The sequence below is a fragment of the Ligilactobacillus murinus genome (assembly GCF_003288115.1).
GTDB classification, from domain to species: domain Bacteria; phylum Bacillota; class Bacilli; order Lactobacillales; family Lactobacillaceae; genus Ligilactobacillus; species Ligilactobacillus murinus.
Map to the genome: position 1 here is coordinate 1,270,443 of NZ_CP023565.1, position 22,495 is coordinate 1,292,937.

The window sequence follows — 22,495 nt, forward strand, 5'->3', positions numbered from 1 at the left end:
ATATTAAGGTTAGTTGCTATTTTACGCAACTCTGATCTAAAACTAATGTAGACGGTAGTAAACAAACTTAAGAAAGGAAAAGCTGTATTTGACTAGATCCGATATAGTAGCTTTGCCAACTTGAAAAAATTCTATCGTAAATATCAAAACTTCTTTGCTTATACTTTCTTTGGGACCTTAGCTAGTGCTATCAATGTTGTCTTATTCCATATTTTGGAAAAAGATCTTGGTTTTAACTACTTGATAGCTAACGGCTTAGCTTATATCGTTGCAATCATTTTTACTTTCGTGACCAATAAACATTGGGTCTTTGCTTCTAAAAATACGCCCTTTAAACAGACCCTCCAAGAATTTGCTTCATTTTGTAATGTTCGGCTCTTCTCATTTATCTTGGATATTGGGCTGATGTTTACCGGTGTGCAACTCTTAGCCCTCTATAAAGATCTCGCCAAAATACTCGACCAACTCATCTGTGGTATCTTGAATTACTTCTTTAGTAAGTGGTTCATCTTCAAAACGACCGCTAAGATCTTGCCAAAAGAAACTAGTGAAGAATAACTAAGCTATACTAAAAGATCCGCCCTGAAGTGAACCCCCTAAGTTGGACAAAGGAATCTAACTTAGGGGGTTTTACTATGACTAAATTTTCTTTTGAGGATAAGTTGCGGGCTGTAAATATGTATCTAAGAGGATATGGAAGTAACACAGTAGCTAAAGTTTATAAAGTGAAGAATCACTCAAATATCCTTATGTGGGTCAAACGATATCAAAAATATGGTATTGATGGGTTAAAAGTTCGCTACCCTAAATACGATTACGATGGAAATTTTAAGCTCAACGTTTTAAACTGGAGAAAAAGGCATAAGGCTTCCTATCCGGAAACGGCACTTCAGTTTGATATAAGTAATCCTGGGACGATCGCGACTTGGCAACGTAAATTGGATACTAAAGGTGTTGATGCCTTATTTACTAGAAGAGGACGGGCTAAACACATGACGACCAACAATAATAAACAAGCAGAAAAATCAGAATTATCTGAATTAGAACGTTTACGAGCTGAGAATCGTGCTTTACGGGTTGAAAATGAATACTTAAAAAAACTCGATGCCTTGGTTCAGAAGCGCGGACATCGCAAGAAAAATATCAAATCATCCAAGAACTAAGGCAAAAATTTAAATATACATTGGATGAAATACTACCTTACACTAGTCTTAAACGTAGTACATTTTACTATCAAGCCCAACGAATAAACAGGCGAAAAAATAAAGATGAGGAGCTATTAAAGCTTATAAAGGAGGTCAAATCAAAGCACCCGTGTTTTGGTTATCGTACAGTAACACTGAAATTACGATCTCAAGGCATAAAAGTAAATCATAAGCGTGTTAGTCGCATCATGCGAGAAAATGATCTATCAGCGCATATGTATAATAAACAAAGGCGAAAATATAATTCTGCCCTTGGACCACAAGGTAAGAAAGCTAAGAACTTATTACATCGACGTTTTGATACACATTTACCATTTCAAAAAATGGTGACCGACGTAAGTGAATTTAGGTATGGAAATAAGACACAAGAAGAACGTGTCTATCTTTCACCTATCAAAGATCTATGTACAGATGAAATAGTAAGCTATAGTATCAGTAAGCATCCAACAACAGACTTCGTGGTAAAACCGTTGGATGCATTGATAAAACTTAGACCTAAATTAAACTATCGTATGACTCTCCATAGCGATCAAGGTGTCCAATATCAGAGTGTCCAATGGCGAAAGAAGCTAAAAGAAAATAGGATCTTTCAAAGCATGTCTCGTAGGGCAACGTGCTTAGATAATGCACCCATGGAAAGTTTTTTCCACACAATGAAAGTAGAGCTATATCACAATAAAGAATATACAACACAAGAAGAGTTGGTCAAAGCAATGATCAGCTGGATCAGCTATTACAATAACGAACGGATAAAGGTCAAACTAAAAGGCAAGACACCGGTAGAATACCGACATCTTGCCTTAAGAAATATAGTCTAAATAGAGTGTCCAACTTTATGGGTTCACTTCACCCTGAATGTTAGAGCGGATCTTTTAAGTTTATTTACGTTTTCCGATAACTTCAGATTTACTATCGCGGGTCATCAAACTACTGATCTCTTCTTTGATATCAGCTTTATTGTATAAAACATTGTAGATAGCTTCTGTGATCGGCATTTCAATGTGTTCTTCACGTGAAAGATCATAGGCTGCTTTAGCGGTATTGATCCCTTCAATGACCATGCCCATATCTTCAATAACTTCATCAAGTGGCTTACCTTGGCCAAGTTGATCACCACAGCGCCAGTTTCTAGAATGCACTGATGTACATGTGACGATCAAGTCACCGACACCAGAAAGACCCATAAAGGTCAACGGACTAGCTCCATAAGCCATACCTAAACGTGCAACTTCGGCTAACCCACGTGTCATCAAAGCTGCTTTAGCATCATCACCATAACCTAAACCATGTAAGATACCAGCGCCGATCGCGATGACGTTCTTAAAAGCAGCCCCTGTTTCGACGCCAACTACATCGGTATTGGTATAGATCCGTAAGTAGTTATTAGTAAACATGTCTTGGACTTGCTTAGCGGCTTTTTCTTCTTCGCTAGCAGCTGTGATCAGCGTGATGTCATGCCGCGCTACTTCTTCGGCGTGACTAGGACCAGACAAGACGACGATGCTTGAGCAATACTGATCGGTCAATTCTTCGTGAATGATCTCTGAGATCCGTTTATGAGTCCCGATCTCTAGTCCCTTGCTGGCATGGATCACCAGTGGACGCTGTTTTAATTTAGCTAAAACTTCTTTGACTTGTTTAGCCACCAAACGTGTTACTTTAGTTGGTACAACAAATAAAATTGCATCGGTATCAGTTAAAGCTTCTTCCAAGTCTGTCGTTGCCCGTAGTTTTTCTGAATACTTAAAGCCAGGCATATATTGTTCATTTGTATGCTCTTCATTAAGCTCTGCCGCCTGTTCGACAACGTTTGTGTAAAGTGTGACATCATGTCCATTTTCAATTAAAACGCTCGCAAGTGTACTACCCCACGAACCGGCACCTAATACTGCTATTTTTTTTGTCATAAAATATACATCCCTATTTATAAGATATTTTCAATACAATTTCAAAATACCACAAATCGTGGTCACTGGCAACTTAGACACTTAAGCATCCGTATCGCTATTTTGGAGTTTGATAATGTCGTAAACATAAGTCACAACGACCTTTGAGACCGCATAAAGTGGGATCGCCAAGATCATTCCTAAGAGTCCTGCAATGTTACCAGCCGCTAATAAGATCATGATGATCGTCAACGGATGGATATCTAATGTTTTGCCGATCACGTTTGGATAAACTAGGTTACCATCGATCTGTTGGACGACCACACAGACAACGATCACTAAGATAACCTCTTTAAATGACATTGAAAGTGCGATAAAGATCGCGGGTACCAGTCCGATATAAGGTCCAAGATACGGAATGATGTTCGTGATCCCGGCAAACATTCCGATCAAAAGCGCATATGGGATCCCGACCAAGCCATAACCGATCGCTGAAAATGTTCCGACAAACAAACACTCGATCACTTGACCTGAAATGTATTTGGCGATCGTATCACTCATTTTTACCAATAGATCACCGATAACATCAGCTTGTTTGTCAGGTAACATGCGTTTTATATTTGGCAAAAGTTTTGGTCCGTCCTTCAACATATAAAAGAGTACGAAAGGAACCGTTACGATCGTCATTGTGATACTTGTCACCGCACCGATCATTGAACCCAAACTTGAGGTCAATGAGCCCATAAAGTTCTTCAAGATACCATTGACTGAGCCCTTGATATTATTGATGTATTCAGTCAGATCGATCTTATCGGCCCAATCTGGTCGTTTAGAATTCCGTGCTAGTTCAGTTAAGTATGCTTGAAGCTCACTTAAATACTTAGGTGTCCGTGCGACTAATTGTTCGACCTGGGTCGTTAATTTAGGGACTAAATAAGCAACTGCCAAACCGATCAAAGCAAAGAACAAGAGAAAGACGAGCGTCACTGCCCAAGTGCGCCCGATCTTAAACCTTTTATACTGGACTTTAGTAAGCAAATTGACCAAGGGATTCAGCGCATAAAATAAGAAACCTGCGATCAATACTGGCGCAAAGATCGTTGAAATGAATATCCCGATCGGTTCGAAAATGAAACCTATCTGGGTACAAACAAAGATCAACAATGCGACCAACAACAACTCAAGTGACCAATACATCAAACGATAACGTCTTTTTTTATTAAACATAACTTTTCCTTTCTGTTTCTTTTGGTCTTCCTCACCTTTGAATATAAAAAAAGGGACTGCGACTTCTATCACAGCCCCAAATGGTTATAAACAGGCAATTACTGCCGGCGCGACAATTCTAAATAGCGATTATACCAAATCTCGACATATTCTTTTGAGAACGGTCCCTTGCCGTGTTCGATCCAATCGACTAGTGTCTTAACATTATGCTTTAATATCAAATCTGTTTTAGCCGGATATTTCCATTTAGCACTGTGCTCAGCATACTCATCTACATCGAGCAAACGTTTTTCGCCATTAGGAAATACTTTTACATCCAGATCGTAATCTATATATTTGAGAGCTTCCTTATCTAAAACCATTGGTGAGGCTAGATTACAGTAGTAGGAGACCCCGTTATCACGAATCATCGCCACAATGTTAAACCAGTAGTGCTTATGGAAATAAACCAGAGCTGGTTCACGGGTGACCCAACGCCTTCCATCAGCTTCTGTAACTAAAGTGTGATCATTACATCCGATCAAAGCATTTTCACTTGTCTTAAGTACCATCGTATCGCGCCATGTCCGATGTAGGCTACCATCGTGTTTATAACTCTTGATCGTAATAAACTCGCCTTCCTTTGGCCCATTTGAATGACGCATATAACTTCCTGCTTTCTATAAACAAGGGTGTAGTTACACCAATATCATTTTAATTATACCAAAGATTACAGAAAATGCCTATGACAATATAACTGGGACCATAATTCTTTGAGCACTATTTTTACTAGACGCGTCTAACTAACTTAACGACTGCTTCAACCCGCGCTGTTTGCGGAAACATATCGACAGAGCGAATATATTCAACGCGATAGGCTTTGGTCAACGCAACTAGATCACGGGCCAAAGTCGAAGGATTACATGAAACATAGACAAACTTAGCTGGGCGATATTTTAAGATTGCCTTGATCAAAGCTTCATCTAAACCTGTGCGTGGGGGATCAACGACTAAGGCATCAAAGCTAAATCCTTCTTTGAGCCACTTTAAAATGACTGTTTCCGCTTTACCCGTCGTATAAATGGCATTGCGCCCAGCTTTTTTGGCATTTATTTTTGCATCAGCCACGGCTTCGGCCACGATATCCATTCCACGGATCTCTTTTGCCTCCTTACCCACATATAATCCGATCGTACCTACTCCACAATAAGCATCGACTAAAGTCTCGTTTGGCGATAGTTCTAAAGCTTTTTTGACCTCATCGTATAAGACCTTAGTTTGGAGTGGATTCATTTGGAAAAAGGCGCGCGCTGACAATTCAAAACTTACATCACCTAATCTTTCAGTGATACTTTCTTTTCCCATCAATAATTGCGTTTCTTCGCCCCAGATCAAAGATGTCTTCTGGGGATTGATATTTTGCATCACTGACACAACTTCAGGTAATAACTGCTTGATCTCAGTCAACATTTCATTTTTGCGGGGCAATTGCGCCGTTCGTGTTATGAAAACAAGCTGAACTTCTTTCGTTGCAAAGGATTCCCGGACAACTAAAGTTTTAACTGCTCCCTGATCCTTACGTTCATCGTAGATCGAAACTTGCCATTTTTCTAGTAACTTTCGGACCGTATTTATTACTTTCATCGTCAAGTCGCGCTGTGTCGCAAAAGTCGGTAGATCGACTAAAATATGGCTATTTTCTTTATATAAGCCGGCAATAACTTGCCCTGCTTTATTTTTACGCACCTGAAATTGAGCTTTATTGCGGTAGTGATAAGGATCAGCCATTCCCAAAGTCGGGCGTAGCTCATATTCTTTATACCCAGCTGGGCGATACTTAGCTAAAGCCTGTGCGATCACATCTTGCTTAAATTCCAATTGAGCTGGATAAGCTAAATGTTCAAGTTCGATCCCACCAACATCATATTTATCGACTGGTTGAACTCGAGCTGGACTTTCTTGTTTGATCTTTAACAAACGCGCCTTGGCATATTTTTCTTTAGCTTCTGTCACACTGGCTAAGACGACTTCGCCTGGTAAAGCTTTAGGAATAAAGACGATCTTTCGCTTATAATATCCGATACCTTCACCATTTATGCCTAAACGCTTGATCGTCACAACAATTTTTTGGTCTTTTTTCAATCTGACCCCAGAGGCCATTTTGGGCTTTACTCGTTTCACTCTAAAATTCCTTCCATTTTTTATCTTTGAAATTATAACACATTAAGCTAAGATAGTAGTAACATCATTAGAAAAGAGGAAAATTGATGGCTAAAAAAATCACTGCGATCGCGACGCAAAAAAAAGCCGGGCGTTTCAATATCTATTTAGACGGTAAGTACGCCTTTTCGGTCAGCGAAGACGTTTTGATCAAATATCGTCTCGCTAAGGGCCTCGAACTTGATGAAGAAATGATCGAACACTTACAGCAAGCCGACCTGCTCTCTAAGGCCTACAATAAAGCTTTAGATCATCTCAGCTATCAATTACGGACTAAAAAAGAGATCAAGATCTATTTAACTAAACTTGAAGTTCCTGAAAATGATCAAAACCAGATCATTTCTAAATTAGTCGAATTAAATCTCTTAGATGACTTGGCTTATGCTAAAAGTTACGTCCGCACAGCGGCTAAGACAACTGATAAAGGACCATTTGTGATCGCTCAAAAGCTCAAACAAAAAGGCGTCGCTGAAGAATTTATCAATGAAGCTCTCATTGAATTTAGCCTTGAGCAACAAGTCCAGACTGCACTTAAGTTGGCCGAAAAATTTGTTGCCAAAAATAAAAAACTGGCCTTTCAAGCTTTGAAAAATAAACTCTATCAGCATCTTGCCACTAAAGGCTTTAGCAGCGAGACGATCAGTTTGGTCCTCGAAGAATTAGCCCTTAAAAAAGATGATACGCTTCAACTTGAGGCTCTCCGTGAACAAGGCGCTAAACTTTTACGCCGCTATCAACGTTATCCCCAACCAGAATGTTTCTTCAAATTAAAGCAAGCACTTTACCGTAAAGGCTTTTCCTTGAGTGAGATCGAACGTTATCTAGCTGAGATCACCACAGAATAAACTAAATGCCAGCCGTTTTAGCAGCTGGCATTTAATTTATTTAGATCTATGTTTCCAATTAAAAAAACGCTTGACTGAACTATCATTAAAGTGGTCTAAGGTTCGTTTAGAACGGATCGTACCGTATTTGCGCTCTTCTAAAGTCGCATTAATAACTGCGCCGACCATGATCACCAAAGCACTATAGTTCATCCAAAATAGCAATACGATAAATGTCCCGATCGTTCCATAACTCAACACCGACCGAGCAAAATAACGGACATAAAAACTAAAGCCTTGGGTCAAAAGCATCCAGCCTAGCGTCGAAAATAAAGCGCCGACCCAAAGAGAGCGTAAATGGACCTTTGCATTGGGAACTAACAAGTACAATAAGCACATGATCAAAAAGATCCCTAAAAGTGTCGTTGGCCATTTTAATTGAGTAAAGGTCGTCAGCCAATCTAAGGGCAAGCTAAAGATCGGTATGAAGTATTCTAAAACTAGTTGCCCAAAACTATATACGACAAAAGCGATCACCAACAGCGCACCGATGAAGATCGTGATCAAAAATGATAAGATCCGCTGGGTGAAGATCCCTTGATCATTTCCAACTCCAAAGGCTTCATTGAAAGCTTTCTTTAAGGCATTTATTCCCCGACTAGCTGCCCAAACGGAGATGATCCCACTGACTGAGGCGACTCCCCCTGAAGAACCATTGCTCAAAAAAGTTTCTAATAAGGGTTCGAGGGTGGTATAAACAGCTTTTGGAACTGCCATCTCTAAATAAGGCAAGATTTCACTAGCTTTGATATGCAATAATGGCAAAATATTTCCGATAAAAATGACCATCGGAAAAATCGCAACTAAAGTATAATAGGCGATCACGATCGCAGTATTACTGATATTAGCGCGTTTAAAATTTTTACTCGCAATTTTGTAGAAAGCATCCAACTCTTGTCTAACTGTCTTAAATTCCATTACATCCTCATTACTCTGTTTCGGCACTACGCGTTGACGTTTGTTGTTGATCTTTTATTGGGACTTTAAGCGTTTCTCCCGCAGCTACCCGTGAACTCTCAAGAGCATTTAACTCCATCAGTTCTTGGACCGTTGTATTGTATTTAGTTGCGATCGTCGAGAGATAGTCACCTTCCTGGACCGTATACGTGCCATACTTAGAACTTGAACGCTCACTTGCACTATTTGTCACAGTTGAACTTTGACTTGTATTTGCTTTGACAGACGCTTTATCAGTCTTAGCTGATGCTTTTGGCACCTCTTTTGTTGAAGAACCATATTTTTTAGCAGCTAGGGCTCGTTGCTTGTCATATTCTACTTTTTGCAATCTTTCATTATCGCCAAAAGCACTAACTAATCTACTGTGGATCGTCTCGTTTTTCCATGCAACAATACATACCAATAATACAACTAACATAGTTGCCCCTATTTTCAACGCTAGACCACGTCGACTGTGTTTGCCGTGATGATGTTTACGTGTCATCTAAAATTCCTCCCCTCAGCTGAAATCAAAAAAGCTGGGATCGATCCCAGCTTTTTCGACTATTTAAGTGTCTTGCCTAATTCTTTGATATATTCTTTCAATTCAGCTTGCACTTCTGGGTGACGCAAACCAAATTGGATCGAAGTCTTAAGATAGCCAAACTTGTAACCAACATCGTAACGTTGACCCTTGAACTCATGTGCAAATACACGTTGGATCTTGTTCAAGCGATCGATCGCATCGGTCAATTGGATCTCATTACCAGCGCCTGGTTCTTGTGTTTCAAGCATCGTAAAGACCTCTGGCGTCAATAGATAACGCCCAATGATCGCCAAATCAGATGGGGCTTTATCAACATCTGGTTTTTCAACGAATTGTTTAACATCATATAAGCCAGGTTTAGTTTCAGAAGTTGGATCGATGACACCATACTTATTAACTTCTTCATGTGGCACTTTCATTACAGCTAACGTTGAAGCATGTGTTTCCTCGTAGCGATTCATCAATTGCTTTGTCAATGGTACTTTGTCTTCCATGATGTCATCACCAAGCATGACCACAAATGGTTCATTGCCCACAAAGTCTTTGGCCATTAAAACTGCATCACCCAAACCACGTGGGTGGGATTGGCGGATAAAGTACAAGTTGATATCAGTCGTTTGTTCGACCAGACGTAACAGATCCGTCTTACCCTTTTCTTTTAAGTTTTGTTCCAATTCAGGAACTGAATCGAAGTGGTCTTCGATCGGACGTTTACCTTTACCTGTTACGACCAAGATATCCTCGATCCCAGATTTTTTAGCTTCTTCAATGATATATTGAATCGTTGGTTTATCGATAATTGGCAGCATTTCTTTAGCCAAAGCCTTAGTTGCAGGCAAAAATCGTGTCCCTAAACCAGCGGCAGGAATAACTGCTTTTCTTACTTTCATCTAATAATACCTCTTTAAAATTTTCTACGCCCCACTATAACCACAGTGGTAACGCTTGAGCATTCCAAATCTAATTATACCAGTGTTACCCAGATTTACAAGCTATAACCACAGTGCGAAAAATTGCGCCTTACTCCGTAGAAATAACTGCTAGCAAATTTTGAGGCGTCTTTTGCCTCGAAGTTTGCTTGTTGTTATTTCCTAGGAGTTGCAATTTGTAGCACGACTATAACCACAGTGCGAAAAATTGCGTTTTACTCCGTAGAAATAACTGCTAGCAAATTTTGAGGCGTCTTTTGCCGCGAAGTTTGCTTGTTGTTATTTCCTAGGAGTTGCAATTTGTAGCACGACTATAACCACAGTGCGAAAAATTGCGTTTTACTCCGTAGAAATAACTGCTAGCAAATTTTGAGGCGTCTTTTGCCTCGAAGTTTGCTTGTTGTTATTTCCTAGGAGTTGCAATTTGTAGCACGACTATAACCACAGTGCGAAAAATTGCGGCTCATTCTTTCTACTGTATCATTTGACCTCTCACTATGGACGGTATAAATATTTTGCATCAATATCTGGGTCTTGCGAGGTCAAGATCTTAGGACCGTCTTTAGTGATCACGATCGTATGCTCATATTGACAAGACAAACTCCCATCCGCAGTACGGGCGACCCATCCATCTGGATCGCTCATATCAGCACGCCAGTCACCAACATTGACCATTGGTTCGATTGTGATCGTCATCCCTTCACGCAATCTAACGCCCTTACCAGCTTCACCATAATGTGGTACATTAGGGCTTTCATGCATTGTTGGCCCGATCCCGTGGCCGATAAATTCACGAACATCGCCATAACCATTTTCCTCTTCGACGTATTTTTGGATCGCAGCCCCGATGTCGCCGATCCGATTACCGACTTTTGCTTGGTCGATCCCAAGATACATCGCTTTTTTTGTCACTTCCATCAAGCGTTCAACTTCTGGGTTTGCTTTGCCCACTACATAGCTCCAGCAAGAATCACTAAAAGCTCCATGATAGTCTACTACTGTATCGACTTTGACGAGATCGCCTTCTTTTAAGATCAGATTCTTTCGTGGGAAACCATGACAGATCTCATCATTAACACTGACACAAGTTGCATATTCATAGCCTTCAAAGCCGATCTGAGCAGCAACTGCATCATGCTCTTTAAAATACTTTCTAGCAAATTCTTCAATATCCCAACTCGAGATCCCTGGTTTGATGATGTCGCGCAAACCTACATGCATCCCAGCAAGGATCGCACCAGATTTTGCCATTGCTTCGATCTCGCGTGGTGATTTTAATGTGATCATATATATCTAAATTCCCTTCATAAAATTCTTTGACCCTTCCATTATACCTTTATCATTTGAGTTTTTAAATATCTTATCATTTCTGGGAAAATATTTGTCATCAATTTTGGTATAATAGTCCTTGTAACTAAACATTAAATATGAAAGAAGGATAATTTTATGGCTACAGCTAAAGTTGTCTTTGCCACGATCACTGGCAACAATGAAGATATTGCAGATATTATCGCACAAACACTTGAAGAAAATGGAATGGACGTAGAAGTCGAAGAGATCTCACAAGCTGATCCGGCTGATTTTGAAGAAGTCGATCTCTGTGTAGTTTGCCCATATACTTACGATGAAGGGTCACTTCCTGATGAAGGGATCGATTTTTATGAAGAACTAGCTGATGTCGATCTAACTGGCAAAGTTTACGGTGTGGCTGGCTCTGGCGATACTTTCTACGGCGAATATTTCGGCTTAGCAGTCGATAAATTTGGACAAGCTTTAGCAAATGCTGGAGCTAAACAGGGCGCACAAAACGTTAAGATCAATTTAGCACCTGATAGTGATGAAGATATCAAACACTTGGATGATTTTGCCAAAGCTTTAGTAAAGGCTGTCAATGCTTAAAGTTAGATCCATGACAAAAAACTGATCTGAGGTGACTGCTTTGAATTTTTCTTTTGAGAAAAAACAGTTAAAACATCTATATCTGACCTATACTTTAGCCTTCTTACTGGTTTCATTTTTTGTCTATGGAACTTATTTGATAACTGGACACGCCTTGATCTGGCATTTAGATGGTGCTAATCAGCATCTGCCCTTATTGGAACAGTATCGCCAGCTCGTCTTAAACTTTTTCAAGGCCCCCAGTCAGGGAATGACCCAGTGGGCATGGAACTTTGGTTTGGGAAGTGATGCTTTTCAGGTATATTCCTACTATAACATTGGAGATATTTTTACCTATATCGCTTTACTTTTCCCTAAAAGTCAGCTGGCTTTAGCTTTTCAATTGACGATTATCTTGCGGTTATACTGTGCAGGATTAGCCTTTTGTTATCTAGCTAAGCATTTTGACTTTGGACGTTTGGCGATCGTTGCTGGAGCATTGGTCTATCTCTTTAATGCCTTTTTGCTCTATTCAAATGTCGCTCAGCCCTTCTTTACGACCCCGTTCATCCTCTTTCCGTTGATAATCGTGGCTTTAGAGGCTGTTTTACAAAAACGTTCTTACTTACCTTTGATCCTAGTTTTTACTTGGATGCTGATCAGTAGCTTTTACTTTGCCTACGTCTTAGGGATCGGCGCTATGATCTACTTAGGATTACGCTTTTTAACACACTATCGTCAGCTCTATTATCCTAAAGATATTTTCCAAGTCATCTTCAATTTAGGGATAGCGACGCTGACTAGTTTGCTATGTGCCAGCATCATGCTTATCCCTGAGATCTTAGCTGTTAAAAATTCGACTCGTTCAGGGGGCGCATTTGCTAATGGACTGACTCTTTATCCGCCATATTACTACTTAGCGCTACCAAGTCAGCTGATCAATGGAGCTAACCGTGATTTTTACTTTTGGAGCGCACTTGGTTTTGCGAGCTTAGCTTTTTTTGCGCTCGTTTATATAGTAAGTGAACGCAAAAAATATCCCCTATTATTTGGAAGCTTTTTGCTAAGTTTTATCATGTTGCTCTTTCCATTTTTCGGCGCTGTTTTTAATGGGATGCTTGCACCTTCGAATCGCTGGACTCTACTAACGTGCTTACCGATGGCCCTAGCAGTTTGTTGCTTGATAAAAAATAGCCACAAACTCACCCAAAAAACCTTGAAAAGTTTTACGTATGGCCTACTACTTTATGTAGCATATATTAGCGTGACTTATCTATTCCAAAATGATGAAAAACTCTTTATCCCGATCGTCTTTTTATTTATCTTTTGGAGTATTTTGATCGCTTCAAATATGCAAAATATCCGTTCAAAATTACCAGCGCACCTATTACTATGGGCCTTGATCGCTAACGTCTGCTTTAATGCAGTCTACTTTGAAGCGCCTTACAACGGTGGCTATGCGACAGAAATGTTACCTGCTGGTGCATATAAGACCTTAAAAAATGAGCGTTTCTTTGGTTTAGATAAAGCGTTGCCCGATCCCCAAAGTGATTTTTATCGGATCTCGACTTTGAGCAAGAATTATGAATTGGGTTCAGATTACCATCTTTACAATGTTTTAGATTCTAAACTCTATTCGATCAATTCCTACTACTCACTTCAAACTAAATCCTTAGGCGATTTTTCAAATGTGATGCAAAACTCACAGTATGAAGCTAATATTCCTTTGGGGCAAGTTTCTGACCGCACGGTATTGAACAATTTCTTAGGCGTACGCTATCTTTTTGCTTTGCTCAACTACCCTAACGCCAATAAAGTGCCTTATGGTTATGAGCTTTCCAAGACGACCCAAAAGATCACTGATCCAAATGGAAATAGTAAAAAAGATCAACAAACTTTGCTTTACCAAACAAAAAATGCTTTTCCCTTGCTATATTTGCAATCTAAAGCAATAGCTGCTTCGCGCGCTGAGCAATTAAATCCTACACAACGTGAACGGGCCTTAGCTTTAGGTGTCGTTGTTGATGATAAACTAGCTAAAAATTATCCTACAGCAACCGTCACTTCTGAAGTCGTTGAGATCCCTTATCGTTTGATCTCAAGTCGCGGAACAGTAGTCTCACCCAAAGACCTTGTAAAACAAGATAGCGATGAGACCTATCAGATCGTGTTAGAAGAACCCGAAAAGTACGGTGCCGGTGAATTACATTTTTCCTTTTCTCAGATCAAATACACACCTTTCACTTTTAGTGAGCAACTAGCTTTGGAAAAACGCAAGCAAACAAATGATCTGACCCAGGGGATCTTAGCGAAAAATGAACTTCTAAGTTCCTATAAATATTTCCGTTACCATATCCTACAAGGTTCACCAGACAACAGTTTTTCACTTAGTGTAACTTCCGACCTTGGGCAAGAAAAACTCTTCCAGCCTAAACAAAACGCTTTGTCATTTTATAAAACTGTTACTCAAGGTACTTTGAACAGTGGCTATTTCAAAGAATTACCTTCAAGTTTGACTTTGACGCCCTCAAAACTTGGGACATATAGTTTCAAATTAAAGATCTACGTTGAAAAGCTGGGAACTAGCTATGATAAGCAAGTCCAACAACTCCAAAGACAAGCTTTACAAGATGTCAAATTAACTAAAAATGGTGTTAGCGGTAATATCACTACCTCCCAAAAAGGGATCTTGACGTCTTCGATCCCTTACTCTAAAGGTTGGGAAGTTACAGTCGATGGTAAAAAACGTACCGTCATCAAGACTAACCAAGCTTTTATCGGTACGACCTTAAGTAAAGGAAAACATCAGGTGACCTTTACTTACCACTTACCTGGTCTTAAACTTGGAGCTTTACTATCAGTACTAGGGCTTTTATTATATGCTAGCTTAGGGCTTTTTACATTTCTAAAAAATAAACGAATACACTGACCGGATAAATAATAAAGGACCTATCGTGATAATGAGCACGATAGGTCCTTTATTATTCACTTAGCATAGCCTTTTTATCAACTAAAATCCTGTGGGCGGTCAGCCAACTGCCCAAAGTGATAGGCAATCGCATCTAAGATCCGGCGACTAGCTTGCCCGTCACCATATGGGTTTTTAGCTTGCGCCATTTGTTGGTACTGTGTTTCATCTTCTAGCAATACTGTCATTTCTTGCTTGACATTTTCGTATTCAGTCCCGACTAATTTGAGCGTTCCAGCTGCGATCCCTTCTGGACGTTCGGTCGTATCGCGCAAGACTAAAACTGGCTTACCTAATGATGGGGCTTCTTCTTGGACTCCACCCGAATCACTCATGATAAAATGACACCGTGCCGCCAAATTGTGAAAGTCAACAACATCTAACGGTGCGATCAAATGGACCCGCTCGATACCATCAAACGCAGCATGGGCTAATTTTTGTACAGTCGGACTGAGGTGGACAGGATAAATGATCTCGGTATCAGGATGTTTATTCACAACATCTTTCATCGCCTTAAAGACTTGTTCCATCGGTTTACCTTGATTTTCCCGACGATGCATTGTTACTAGAATAACTTTTTTAGAAAAATCAACTTTTTCCAAGATATCATGTTGATAATCTTGAGCAACCGTTTGCTTTAAGGCGTCGATCGCCGTATTTCCCGTCACATAAACTTGATCTACGGGATGATTTTCTTGTAATAAATTTTCTTTACTTTGCAAAGTCGGTGCAAAATACAGATCACTCAAAACATCGGTCAACTGCCGATTCATCTCTTCGGGATAAGGTGAGTACTTATTCCAAGTCCGTAGACCAGCTTCAACATGACCGATCGCAGTTTTATTGTAAAAAGCCGCCAAACTAGCAGCAAAGGTCGTTGTTGTATCACCATGGACCAAGATAATATCTGGTTTTTCTGCTTGGATCACTTCTTCTAAACGATTCATCACATTAGTCGTGATCGTTGTGATCGTCTGATTTGGTTGCATCACATCAAGGTCATAGTCAGGGGTGATCTCAAAGACCGCAAGCACTTGATCTAACATTTCGCGGTGTTGGGCTGTCACAGTGACAACAGTCTCAAACTCAGCCGCACGTTTTTTTAATTCTAAAATCAGTGGTGCCATCTTGATCGCTTCTGGACGAGTTCCAAAAACCAGCATCACTTTAAGTTTTTTCACGCATATCACTTCCTAAAAAGTTTGTATTTCATCTCAATTATAACAATAGTTAAACTCAAACAAAAATTTAATTATACCTTAATCCAAGCTACTTATGGTATTATAGATAAAAATAAGGAGGAATTTTTATGACCATTGCAAATTTCGAACATAAACTCGCCCAATATGCTCACTTGATCATAAAAACAGGCGTCAACATTCAGCCTGGACAAACTGTTGTCCTATATATATCAGTAACTCAACAAAAATTAGCTCATTTGATCATCAAAGAGGCTTATGCCGCCGGAGCAAATGAAGTTATCGTTAAATGGAATGATACCTTCACTAGTCGCCAATTTTTAGCCCACGCTTCAGAAGAACGCCTCGAAAATATTCCCGCATATGTAAATGCTGAAGCAGATTATATCGTTTCTAAGCATGCCGCACGGATCTCAGTGATCTCCGAAGATCCCGATGCTTTTAGTGGGATCGATACCAAACGGATCGCTAAAAATCAGGCTGCGATGGGAAAAGCCCTTTTAAATGTACGTAAAGCGACCCAAAACAACGACCTTACCTGGACTGTCGTTGCTGCTTCAGACGTAGCTTGGGCTAAAAAAGTTTTCCCTGACCTAAGTGATACCGAAGCTGTCGACCGACTTTGGGAGAAGATCTTTAAGACTTGTCGGATCGATCAAAAAGACCCGATCAAAGCTTGGCAAGAACACGATCAAACCTTGCGTAATAAGGCTAAATGGCTCAATGATGAACAATTCGTAGCTCTTCACTACACTTCTTCCAAGACCGACTTAACTATTGGATTACCTAAAAATCATATTTGGGAAGGTGCTGGCAGCTTTAGTAGTGATGGGATCGAATTTATGGCTAATATGCCAACTGAAGAAGTTTTCACTGCGGCTGATAAAGATCACATCGACGGGTATGTCACTTCGACTAAACCACTTAGCTACGCGGGCAATATCTTAGAAGACATCAAGTTCACTTTTAAGGCTGGTCATGTAACTAAGATCGAAGCTAGATCAGGCCAAGATATCTTAGAGCACTTGATCGCAACTGATGCTGGCGCTAGCTCTCTTGGCGAAGTAGCGCTTGTCCCTGATCCCTCACCGATCTCACGTTCAGGGATCGTCTTTTTCAACACCTTATTTGATGAAAATGCCAGCAACCACTTAGCGTTAGGAAGTGCCTATCCTTTCAGTATCCAAGACGGAACTACGATGGATGATGAAGCTTTAGCGGCTGCTGGATTAAATCTCAGTCAGATCCACGTTGATTTCATGATGGGCTCAGCCGATATGAATATTGACGGTATCCGCGCTGATGGTACAAAAGCCCCGATCTTTAGAAATGGTGATTGGGCTTAATTTCAATACTAAAAAAGGAAGGCCTAAAACCTTCCTTTTTTAGTATTATTTTAGCGTACCGACTTTAGGTAATTTAGTTAGGACTGCTTTTTCATGGGGAGCATGTGTGATCACAGCACTGAGGTCGTTACCAGCTGTATTCCCGTGGTGCTTGCCACCTTTCCAAGCAGGCACTGCAGTAACATCATAGACAATGCCATCGATCGCAACATAAGCCGGACGTCCATCTTGCCCGTCATATTGTGCTAATTGTGTCAAATCAAATTCTTTTTCCATACAGATCCCTCCAAATTAATAATTCGCCTTTCACACTAACACTACCACATTGTACTTTATAGACCAAATAATTTGTTTTATCTTACCCTAATAAAACTCCGCGAATCAAAAGATATCCACCGACCAGCAGTGCCAAAACACCAATAACAAATAAGATAACTTTCATTATGATCGACTCTTTTTCGTGCATATTGACCGCACTAATGATCATCAACAGCCCAAACAAACATACCAACATAATAATTAGCGTTGTTGAAAGCCGCATATTCTCACCTCAAGTTACTAAATATTTCATCATTTAAAATTATAATACTTTCCATATTGATTTTCATGAAAATTAAGCTCATTTAGTGAAACTTTAAAAATAACACAAAAAGACTAGGACGACCCTAGTCTTTCAAAATTTATAATTATCTTATCTTAGTACCAACCGTTTTGTAACCAGTGTTGCTTAGCGTTTGTCCAAGAACCGTAACGTGAAGATACGTAGTTGTTAGCAACACGTTCTTGGTTTTCTGCTGAATAGTCACCGTTCAAGTATGAAGCAGATAATTGGTATTTACCGATGTATTGACCGTTTGTTACCGTGTAAGAACCACCAGATTCTTTACCTGCGATCCATTCACGAGCAGCTGTTTCGTCACCGTTACCTGCTGTACTTGTCGTTGGTTGTTGAGTAACTGTGTAACTTTGACCTTGAGCTGCTTGTTGAACTGCGGCTGCTTGGGCTGCTTGTTGAGCTTCAACTGCTGCTTTTGCTTGGGCTTGCGCCACTTGTTGAGTTTGATCAGCTTGTGCTGTTTGTGCTGGTTGAGCAACTACAACTGGTGTTTGTTCAACTGTTTGTGTTTGACCGCCAACTTCGATCTTTTGACCTGGGAAGATCAAGTTGATGTTTTCTAAGTTGTTTAATTGTTGAAGAGCTTCAACTGTTGTATTATTACGTAATGCAATGTGTGAAAGTGTATCACCTGCATTAACTGTCACTGTATCTGCATTTGCAGTAGCTACTGTAGCAGCGGTAAAACCTACGACTGTTGCAGCTGATAATAAAACTTTATTTAAATTCATAAAATATATTCACTCCTGTAAAATTCTTCTACTTATATGTTTTCAAATTCAAATATCTATTTTTCTAATAACATCCAAAAGCTCAAAGCTTTTTAGCTCCTTGCGAGCTAACAATGAATAGTATACGGATTGATTGTGACATTAAAGTACCAAAATCTTTACCTAAAATGGAAGTTGTGTAATGTTTGTTACATTTCGTAATATTTAGTAACAATTCTTTTATACTAAAATCCCATCTATCTAAACTAAAGCCCGCAATCTCGCTGTTCTTACCTTTTATAAGTTTTATGACAAAAAACGCCTCTTTTTTACCAATTTTGACTAAATTTTTTTGGAAAAATTCGAAAAAAATTTTTTCAATGGCTAAAAAACGATTATTTTTTCGAAAATTCCGCTTTTTTAGCCATCCTTGTTACATTCATGAAATAGTGTAACACCCTTATCAAACATAAGTTCGTATTTTAGAGATATTTTATCAATTAAATTCCATTCGTTACCAAATATTTATGACAAAAATGCGTCATTTAGCGTAAAATATAAAAAATCAGGTAGTGGTCTGACCTGCTACCTGATTTTACTACTATATATTAATTAGTTTTTTTAGCATCGTGCTTTTTACGATAGAAAGTAACACCACCCACTACCAGTAAAATAATGCACAAAGTACTAATGATCAACCTTAAATCATTTCCCTTAAAAATAGCATCCCCACCAAAGGCATATAAAAACGAGGTCGGGAGAACACCGATCACGATACATAAGAACTGCTTTTTAAAATCCATCTTCAGGCGAACACCCATATAATTGACTAAAAACGAGGGGATGATCGGAATCATATAACCCAAGATCAACGCAACCATTTTGTTCTTAAAATGTGCCAAGTGTTCTAAGATCCGATTAGGGCGCTTAGTTTCTTTACTAAAATCATGTTCTTCGTCAAACTTAGTAAAAAAGCCAGCTACTAGTGCATTTCCTAGTGAGTTACCTGTAATATTCATCAATAATCCGATAACTGGCCCAAAGCAAACACCATTAAAAATACAGATAACTGAACTGGAAAGTGCTGGCACAGCCGAAGTGATCGCCGTCAACAAGATCAACAATAGGGCATCTTTAGGCCCTCGATCACGAAAGGTATGCATCAAAACGCTCTTATCATGTTTAGGATCTAAAAATTGTAAATACTGCGTTTCATTATTTTTAAAAATAACATAGATCAGTACCGCTGCCAAAACGATACCTAAACTACTTAAACAATATAATAATTTACGATTTCTAATGTGTAACTCAGTCATCTCGCTTCCCCTACCTTATCTTTCTTTAGTTTAAGTTTAACAATTAATTTAAGAAAGTTCCAGTTACTCAAAATATCTATCTAGTATAACTTACATATTATAGGTAGAAACTTACAAAAACACTTTTACTATACCACTAGATATTATCTCTGAAATAACATTTAAAATAATATAGTTATATTTGTAACTCTCTCCCCCTGAAGGGTGTATATCGATTTTTTTAGATTTGTACTAGCTATTATCCCTCTATATAATAAAAATATATCTTAGAAGAAAGTAGGTTTTTTAATGAAAAACAAATTTTTTATTGCATTTTTAAGTGTATTTTTCCTTTTTGGTCTAACAGCCTGTTCTAACGATAAGACAAAGGATACTGCAAGCAGTTCCTCTAGTAGCGCTAAAAGTTCAAGTAGTAAAACAAGTTCTACCAGTAAAAACTCACTTTCACGTGCTAAATCAACTAAAGGTAACTCAGCAAATTTTGCTTTAATGATCAAAACTGCTCAAAGTCAGATCCCAGCCCTGAAAGCTCAGCTCAATGGTGAGAATAACACTTTCAAAGACATTGCGATCGATGAAGGTGAAGATAGTACCGTCATTTACACCTATACTTTTGCTCAACCACAAGATATCAATCTTGATAATGAAGCTCTAAAACAAGTTTTGATCCCAGAAGTTGAGCCTTTAGTAAATGAGGCTAAAGCCATTGCCCCTGATGTTAAAGTCTTGGTAAAATATGACAATCCTGATGGTAGCAATCTAGCTACGATCTCGATCACTCAAGCCGATATAGAAGCAGCAAAAGCAACTACACAAGAGTAAATAAACAAGTATAAAAAATCGTATGAATGACGAAGGGCTCAACACAATGCATATTTTACATCGTGTTGAGCCCTTCGTTTTCACTAGATGACTGCATTTATAGCTCAAAGACGTATTTGAACTATTGTTTCATACTAATAGATACCTTGTGCTTCCATCGCTGCAGCAACTTTTTTGAAGCCTGCAATATTAGCTCCTAAAACAAAATCATCTTCAAAGCCATATTCTTTAGCTGCTTGTTTGATATTTTGATAGATCTTTTGCATGATCTCTTTTAATTTTTCATCTGTCTGTTCAAAAGTCCAACTCAAGCGTTCTGAGTTTTGACTCATTTCTAGCGCTGAAACAGCGACTCCACCAGCATTAGCCGCTTTACCAGGAACAAATAAAACACCATGCTCTTGTAAATATTTTGTTGCTTCTAAGGTCGTTGGCATGTTGGCTCCTTCTGCCACAGCTAGAACACCATTTTCGACCAACTGTTTTGCGTCAGCTAAATGTAATTCATTTTGTGTCGCACATGGCAATGCTATGTCAGTTTTAACGCTCCAAACACCGTGTCCCTCATAATATTTAGACGAAGCACGCTTGGCCACGTATTCCGTCAAACGCGCACGTTTAACTTCTTTTACTTCTTGTAATAAAGCTACATCGATCCCCGCTGGATCATAGACCCAACCGGTCGAATCTGAACAAGTTACAACTTTAGCGCCAAGTTCTTGGGCTTTCTTGATCGCATAGATCGCCACATTACCAGCTCCTGAAACAGTTACAGTTTTGCCACGCAAACTTTGAGCATGATCTTTTAACAACTCATCGACCAAATACAATAACCCGTAACCGGTCGCTTCTGTTCGGACTAAAGAGCCACCGTATTCGAGTCCTTTGCCAGTCAAGACACCTTCATAGACACCCTTTAAACGTTTATATTGTCCGAAAAGATAACCGATCTCACGCGCCCCAGTTCCGATATCACCGGCTGGCACATCCATATCGGCTCCGATATACTTAGCCAGTTCAGTCATAAAGCTTTGACAAAATGCCATGATCTCGCGGTCTGATTTTCCTTTAGGATCAAAATCACAACCACCTTTCCCTCCACCAATTGGTAAGCCAGTCAAAGCATTTTTAAAGATCTGTTCAAAGCCCAAAAACTTGATGATACTTAAATCAACTGAAGGATGCAACCGTAAACCACCCTTATATGGCCCGATCGCATTATTGAATTGAACTCGATATGCATTATTGACTTGTGTTTGACCTGCATCATCGACCCAAGCGACCCGAAAGAGTATTTGCCGGTCAGGAGTCGTCAAACGTTCCAAAATAGCTTGCTTACGATACTTTTCTTCATCACGCTCGATCACTGGACGAAGTGATCCTAAAACCTCTTCAACCGCTTGCTTGAACTCGGCTTGTTCTGGGTTTTGCTTTGCTACACGCGCTAAAACTTCATCGACATATCCCATCTCTTATCCCTACTATTAAATAAACGTAGAAAAATACAATTACTGTATTTCGAAAGACTTTAATAGCTTTTCCTTTCTTAAAGATCGTAGTTTTTGGTGGCATCTACGTTTGACTTTCTGCTGATCAAATTATATTTTTAATTCTACCCTAATGTATATTTAAAATTCAAGTCCTATCCTCCAAATTAAACTCATATTAAAGTTTAAAACCTCTTTGTTATAATTTTGTATCTATAAATAACCAAACCCCGAACAAAATTTGAATTTTTCAAAAAAACTTAATTTTTTCAAAGCTTTTAGCTTGTTTTATTTAGATATATTAGCTAAACTTAAGATTATCTTGATTGCAACCAATTTT

22 protein-coding genes are annotated in these 22,495 nt (G+C 39.2%); 8 read left to right on the top strand and 14 right to left on the bottom strand.

Annotation, left to right across the window (positions count from 1 at the left end; translation table 11 throughout):
* Positions 1-120 precede the first annotated feature (120 nt).
* The 3 genes from CPS94_RS06445 (at position 121) to CPS94_RS06455 (ending at position 2,023) form a co-directional block, all read left to right on the top strand.
* Positions 121-558 carry a GtrA family protein gene (locus CPS94_RS06445; RefSeq protein WP_112194444.1) on the top strand — a complete coding sequence of 146 codons (438 nt, stop codon included), beginning with the start codon at positions 121-123 and terminating at the stop codon, positions 556-558.
* A 77-nt stretch (positions 559-635) separates the two neighbouring features.
* The gene (locus CPS94_RS06450; RefSeq protein WP_004047940.1) at positions 636-1,163 is read left to right on the top strand and encodes a helix-turn-helix domain-containing protein; all 528 of its coding nucleotides are present in this window, start codon (positions 636-638) and stop codon (positions 1,161-1,163) included.
* Positions 1,148-2,023 carry an IS3 family transposase gene (locus CPS94_RS06455; RefSeq protein WP_331250498.1) on the top strand — a complete coding sequence of 292 codons (876 nt, stop codon included), beginning with the start codon at positions 1,148-1,150 and terminating at the stop codon, positions 2,021-2,023. The genes CPS94_RS06450 and CPS94_RS06455 overlap by 16 nt, the downstream gene beginning before the upstream one ends.
* A gap of 60 nt (positions 2,024-2,083) precedes the next feature.
* On the opposite strand, the gene CPS94_RS06460 is transcribed toward CPS94_RS06455, so the two are convergent.
* The 4 genes from CPS94_RS06460 to rlmD form a co-directional block, all read right to left on the bottom strand.
* Positions 2,084-3,112, bottom strand: coding sequence for an NAD(P)H-dependent glycerol-3-phosphate dehydrogenase (locus CPS94_RS06460; protein WP_112194442.1), 1,029 nt, complete (start codon positions 3,110-3,112; stop codon positions 2,084-2,086).
* A gap of 81 nt (positions 3,113-3,193) precedes the next feature.
* Positions 3,194-4,318 carry an AI-2E family transporter gene (locus CPS94_RS06465; protein WP_004051488.1) on the bottom strand — a complete coding sequence of 375 codons (1,125 nt, stop codon included), beginning with the start codon at positions 4,316-4,318 and terminating at the stop codon, positions 3,194-3,196.
* A gap of 98 nt (positions 4,319-4,416) precedes the next feature.
* Positions 4,417-4,962 (bottom strand): nucleoside tri-diphosphate phosphatase, encoded by a 546-nt coding sequence (gene ntdP, locus CPS94_RS06470; protein ID WP_004051486.1) that lies wholly within the window; start codon positions 4,960-4,962, stop codon positions 4,417-4,419.
* 124 nt (positions 4,963-5,086) lie between these two features.
* Positions 5,087-6,457, bottom strand: coding sequence for a 23S rRNA (uracil(1939)-C(5))-methyltransferase RlmD (rlmD, locus tag CPS94_RS06475; RefSeq protein WP_153551848.1), 1,371 nt, complete (start codon positions 6,455-6,457; stop codon positions 5,087-5,089).
* Between the two features lie 107 nt (positions 6,458-6,564).
* Between rlmD and recX the strand changes: the two genes are divergently transcribed.
* The gene (gene recX / locus CPS94_RS06480; protein WP_089135250.1) at positions 6,565-7,362 is read left to right on the top strand and encodes a recombination regulator RecX; all 798 of its coding nucleotides are present in this window, start codon (positions 6,565-6,567) and stop codon (positions 7,360-7,362) included.
* A 36-nt stretch (positions 7,363-7,398) separates the two neighbouring features.
* On the opposite strand, the gene CPS94_RS06485 is transcribed toward recX, so the two are convergent.
* From CPS94_RS06485 to map, 4 genes are all read right to left on the bottom strand, one after another.
* Positions 7,399-8,319 (bottom strand): YihY/virulence factor BrkB family protein, encoded by a 921-nt coding sequence (locus CPS94_RS06485; RefSeq protein WP_112194438.1) that lies wholly within the window; start codon positions 8,317-8,319, stop codon positions 7,399-7,401.
* 10 nt (positions 8,320-8,329) lie between these two features.
* Positions 8,330-8,842 (bottom strand): LysM peptidoglycan-binding domain-containing protein, encoded by a 513-nt coding sequence (locus CPS94_RS06490; RefSeq protein ID WP_004051478.1) that lies wholly within the window; start codon positions 8,840-8,842, stop codon positions 8,330-8,332.
* A gap of 59 nt (positions 8,843-8,901) precedes the next feature.
* Positions 8,902-9,774 carry a UTP--glucose-1-phosphate uridylyltransferase GalU gene (galU, locus tag CPS94_RS06495; protein WP_004051476.1) on the bottom strand — a complete coding sequence of 291 codons (873 nt, stop codon included), beginning with the start codon at positions 9,772-9,774 and terminating at the stop codon, positions 8,902-8,904.
* A gap of 534 nt (positions 9,775-10,308) precedes the next feature.
* Positions 10,309-11,100 (bottom strand): type I methionyl aminopeptidase, encoded by a 792-nt coding sequence (gene map, locus CPS94_RS06500; RefSeq protein ID WP_004051474.1) that lies wholly within the window; start codon positions 11,098-11,100, stop codon positions 10,309-10,311.
* Between the two features lie 159 nt (positions 11,101-11,259).
* Between map and CPS94_RS06505 the strand changes: the two genes are divergently transcribed.
* Together CPS94_RS06505 and CPS94_RS06510 are read left to right on the top strand one after the other, a co-directional pair.
* Positions 11,260-11,712 carry a flavodoxin gene (locus tag CPS94_RS06505; RefSeq protein WP_112194436.1) on the top strand — a complete coding sequence of 151 codons (453 nt, stop codon included), beginning with the start codon at positions 11,260-11,262 and terminating at the stop codon, positions 11,710-11,712.
* Between the two features lie 40 nt (positions 11,713-11,752).
* Complete coding sequence (locus CPS94_RS06510; protein ID WP_112194434.1) at positions 11,753-14,620, top strand: YfhO family protein; 2,868 nt, start codon at positions 11,753-11,755, stop codon at positions 14,618-14,620.
* 77 nt (positions 14,621-14,697) lie between these two features.
* Here CPS94_RS06510 and wecB read toward each other — a convergent pair whose 3' ends face one another.
* Positions 14,698-15,840, bottom strand: a complete 1,143-nt coding sequence (wecB, locus tag CPS94_RS06515; RefSeq protein ID WP_112194432.1) for a non-hydrolyzing UDP-N-acetylglucosamine 2-epimerase — start codon at positions 15,838-15,840, stop codon at positions 14,698-14,700.
* A 128-nt stretch (positions 15,841-15,968) separates the two neighbouring features.
* On the opposite strand from wecB, the gene CPS94_RS06520 reads away from it, so the two are divergent.
* Entirely contained in the window at positions 15,969-17,204 is a 1,236-nt protein-coding gene (locus CPS94_RS06520) for an aminopeptidase (protein ID WP_112286416.1), read from the top strand.
* Between the two features lie 45 nt (positions 17,205-17,249).
* Here the strand turns inward: CPS94_RS06520 and CPS94_RS06525 are convergent, their stop codons facing one another.
* The 4 genes from CPS94_RS06525 to CPS94_RS06540 all read right to left on the bottom strand — a co-directional run bounded on the left by CPS94_RS06525 (position 17,250) and on the right by CPS94_RS06540 (position 19,846).
* Positions 17,250-17,480 carry a cytochrome b5 domain-containing protein gene (locus CPS94_RS06525; protein WP_004051468.1) on the bottom strand — a complete coding sequence of 77 codons (231 nt, stop codon included), beginning with the start codon at positions 17,478-17,480 and terminating at the stop codon, positions 17,250-17,252.
* Between the two features lie 82 nt (positions 17,481-17,562).
* On the bottom strand, positions 17,563-17,745 hold the full coding sequence (locus CPS94_RS06530) for a hypothetical protein (protein WP_056959161.1): 183 nt from the start codon (positions 17,743-17,745) through the stop codon (positions 17,563-17,565).
* A 155-nt stretch (positions 17,746-17,900) separates the two neighbouring features.
* Entirely contained in the window at positions 17,901-18,551 is a 651-nt protein-coding gene (gene apf, locus CPS94_RS06535; protein ID WP_112194428.1) for an aggregation-promoting factor, read from the bottom strand.
* A 587-nt stretch (positions 18,552-19,138) separates the two neighbouring features.
* Complete coding sequence (locus tag CPS94_RS06540) at positions 19,139-19,846, bottom strand: TVP38/TMEM64 family protein (protein ID WP_112194426.1); 708 nt, start codon at positions 19,844-19,846, stop codon at positions 19,139-19,141.
* A gap of 288 nt (positions 19,847-20,134) precedes the next feature.
* Here CPS94_RS06540 and CPS94_RS06545 point away from each other — a divergent pair, with 288 nt between their 5' ends.
* Complete coding sequence (locus tag CPS94_RS06545; RefSeq protein WP_112194424.1) at positions 20,135-20,668, top strand: hypothetical protein; 534 nt, start codon at positions 20,135-20,137, stop codon at positions 20,666-20,668.
* Between the two features lie 134 nt (positions 20,669-20,802).
* Here the strand turns inward: CPS94_RS06545 and gdhA are convergent, their stop codons facing one another.
* Positions 20,803-22,137, bottom strand: a complete 1,335-nt coding sequence (gdhA, locus tag CPS94_RS06550; RefSeq protein WP_112194422.1) for an NADP-specific glutamate dehydrogenase — start codon at positions 22,135-22,137, stop codon at positions 20,803-20,805.
* Positions 22,138-22,495 lie beyond the last annotated feature (358 nt).

What these genes read in the sequence shown, in the direction of transcription:
- CPS94_RS06505 (WP_112194436.1), top strand. Translation starts at nt 11,260, where the DNA reads ATGGCTACAGCTAAAGTTGTCTTTGCCACGATCACTGGCAACAATGAA.
- gdhA (WP_112194422.1), bottom strand. Translation starts at nt 22,137, where the DNA reads ATGGGATATGTCGATGAAGTTTTAGCGCGTGTAGCAAAGCAAAACCCA.
- ntdP (WP_004051486.1), bottom strand. Translation starts at nt 4,962, where the DNA reads ATGCGTCATTCAAATGGGCCAAAGGAAGGCGAGTTTATTACGATCAAG.
- CPS94_RS06485 (WP_112194438.1), bottom strand. Translation starts at nt 8,319, where the DNA reads ATGGAATTTAAGACAGTTAGACAAGAGTTGGATGCTTTCTACAAAATT.
- map (WP_004051474.1), bottom strand. Translation starts at nt 11,100, where the DNA reads ATGATCACATTAAAATCACCACGCGAGATCGAAGCAATGGCAAAATCT.
- rlmD (WP_153551848.1), bottom strand. Translation starts at nt 6,457, where the DNA reads ATGGCCTCTGGGGTCAGATTGAAAAAAGACCAAAAAATTGTTGTGACG.
- recX (WP_089135250.1), top strand. Translation starts at nt 6,565, where the DNA reads ATGGCTAAAAAAATCACTGCGATCGCGACGCAAAAAAAAGCCGGGCGT.
- CPS94_RS06530 (WP_056959161.1), bottom strand. Translation starts at nt 17,745, where the DNA reads ATGCGGCTTTCAACAACGCTAATTATTATGTTGGTATGTTTGTTTGGG.
- CPS94_RS06525 (WP_004051468.1), bottom strand. Translation starts at nt 17,480, where the DNA reads ATGGAAAAAGAATTTGATTTGACACAATTAGCACAATATGACGGGCAA.
- CPS94_RS06465 (WP_004051488.1), bottom strand. Translation starts at nt 4,318, where the DNA reads ATGTTTAATAAAAAAAGACGTTATCGTTTGATGTATTGGTCACTTGAG.
- CPS94_RS06520 (WP_112286416.1), top strand. Translation starts at nt 15,969, where the DNA reads ATGACCATTGCAAATTTCGAACATAAACTCGCCCAATATGCTCACTTG.
- CPS94_RS06460 (WP_112194442.1), bottom strand. Translation starts at nt 3,112, where the DNA reads ATGACAAAAAAAATAGCAGTATTAGGTGCCGGTTCGTGGGGTAGTACA.
- CPS94_RS06540 (WP_112194426.1), bottom strand. Translation starts at nt 19,846, where the DNA reads ATGACTGAGTTACACATTAGAAATCGTAAATTATTATATTGTTTAAGT.
- CPS94_RS06545 (WP_112194424.1), top strand. Translation starts at nt 20,135, where the DNA reads ATGAAAAACAAATTTTTTATTGCATTTTTAAGTGTATTTTTCCTTTTT.
- galU (WP_004051476.1), bottom strand. Translation starts at nt 9,774, where the DNA reads ATGAAAGTAAGAAAAGCAGTTATTCCTGCCGCTGGTTTAGGGACACGA.
- CPS94_RS06490 (WP_004051478.1), bottom strand. Translation starts at nt 8,842, where the DNA reads ATGACACGTAAACATCATCACGGCAAACACAGTCGACGTGGTCTAGCG.
- apf (WP_112194428.1), bottom strand. Translation starts at nt 18,551, where the DNA reads ATGAATTTAAATAAAGTTTTATTATCAGCTGCAACAGTCGTAGGTTTT.
- CPS94_RS06450 (WP_004047940.1), top strand. Translation starts at nt 636, where the DNA reads ATGACTAAATTTTCTTTTGAGGATAAGTTGCGGGCTGTAAATATGTAT.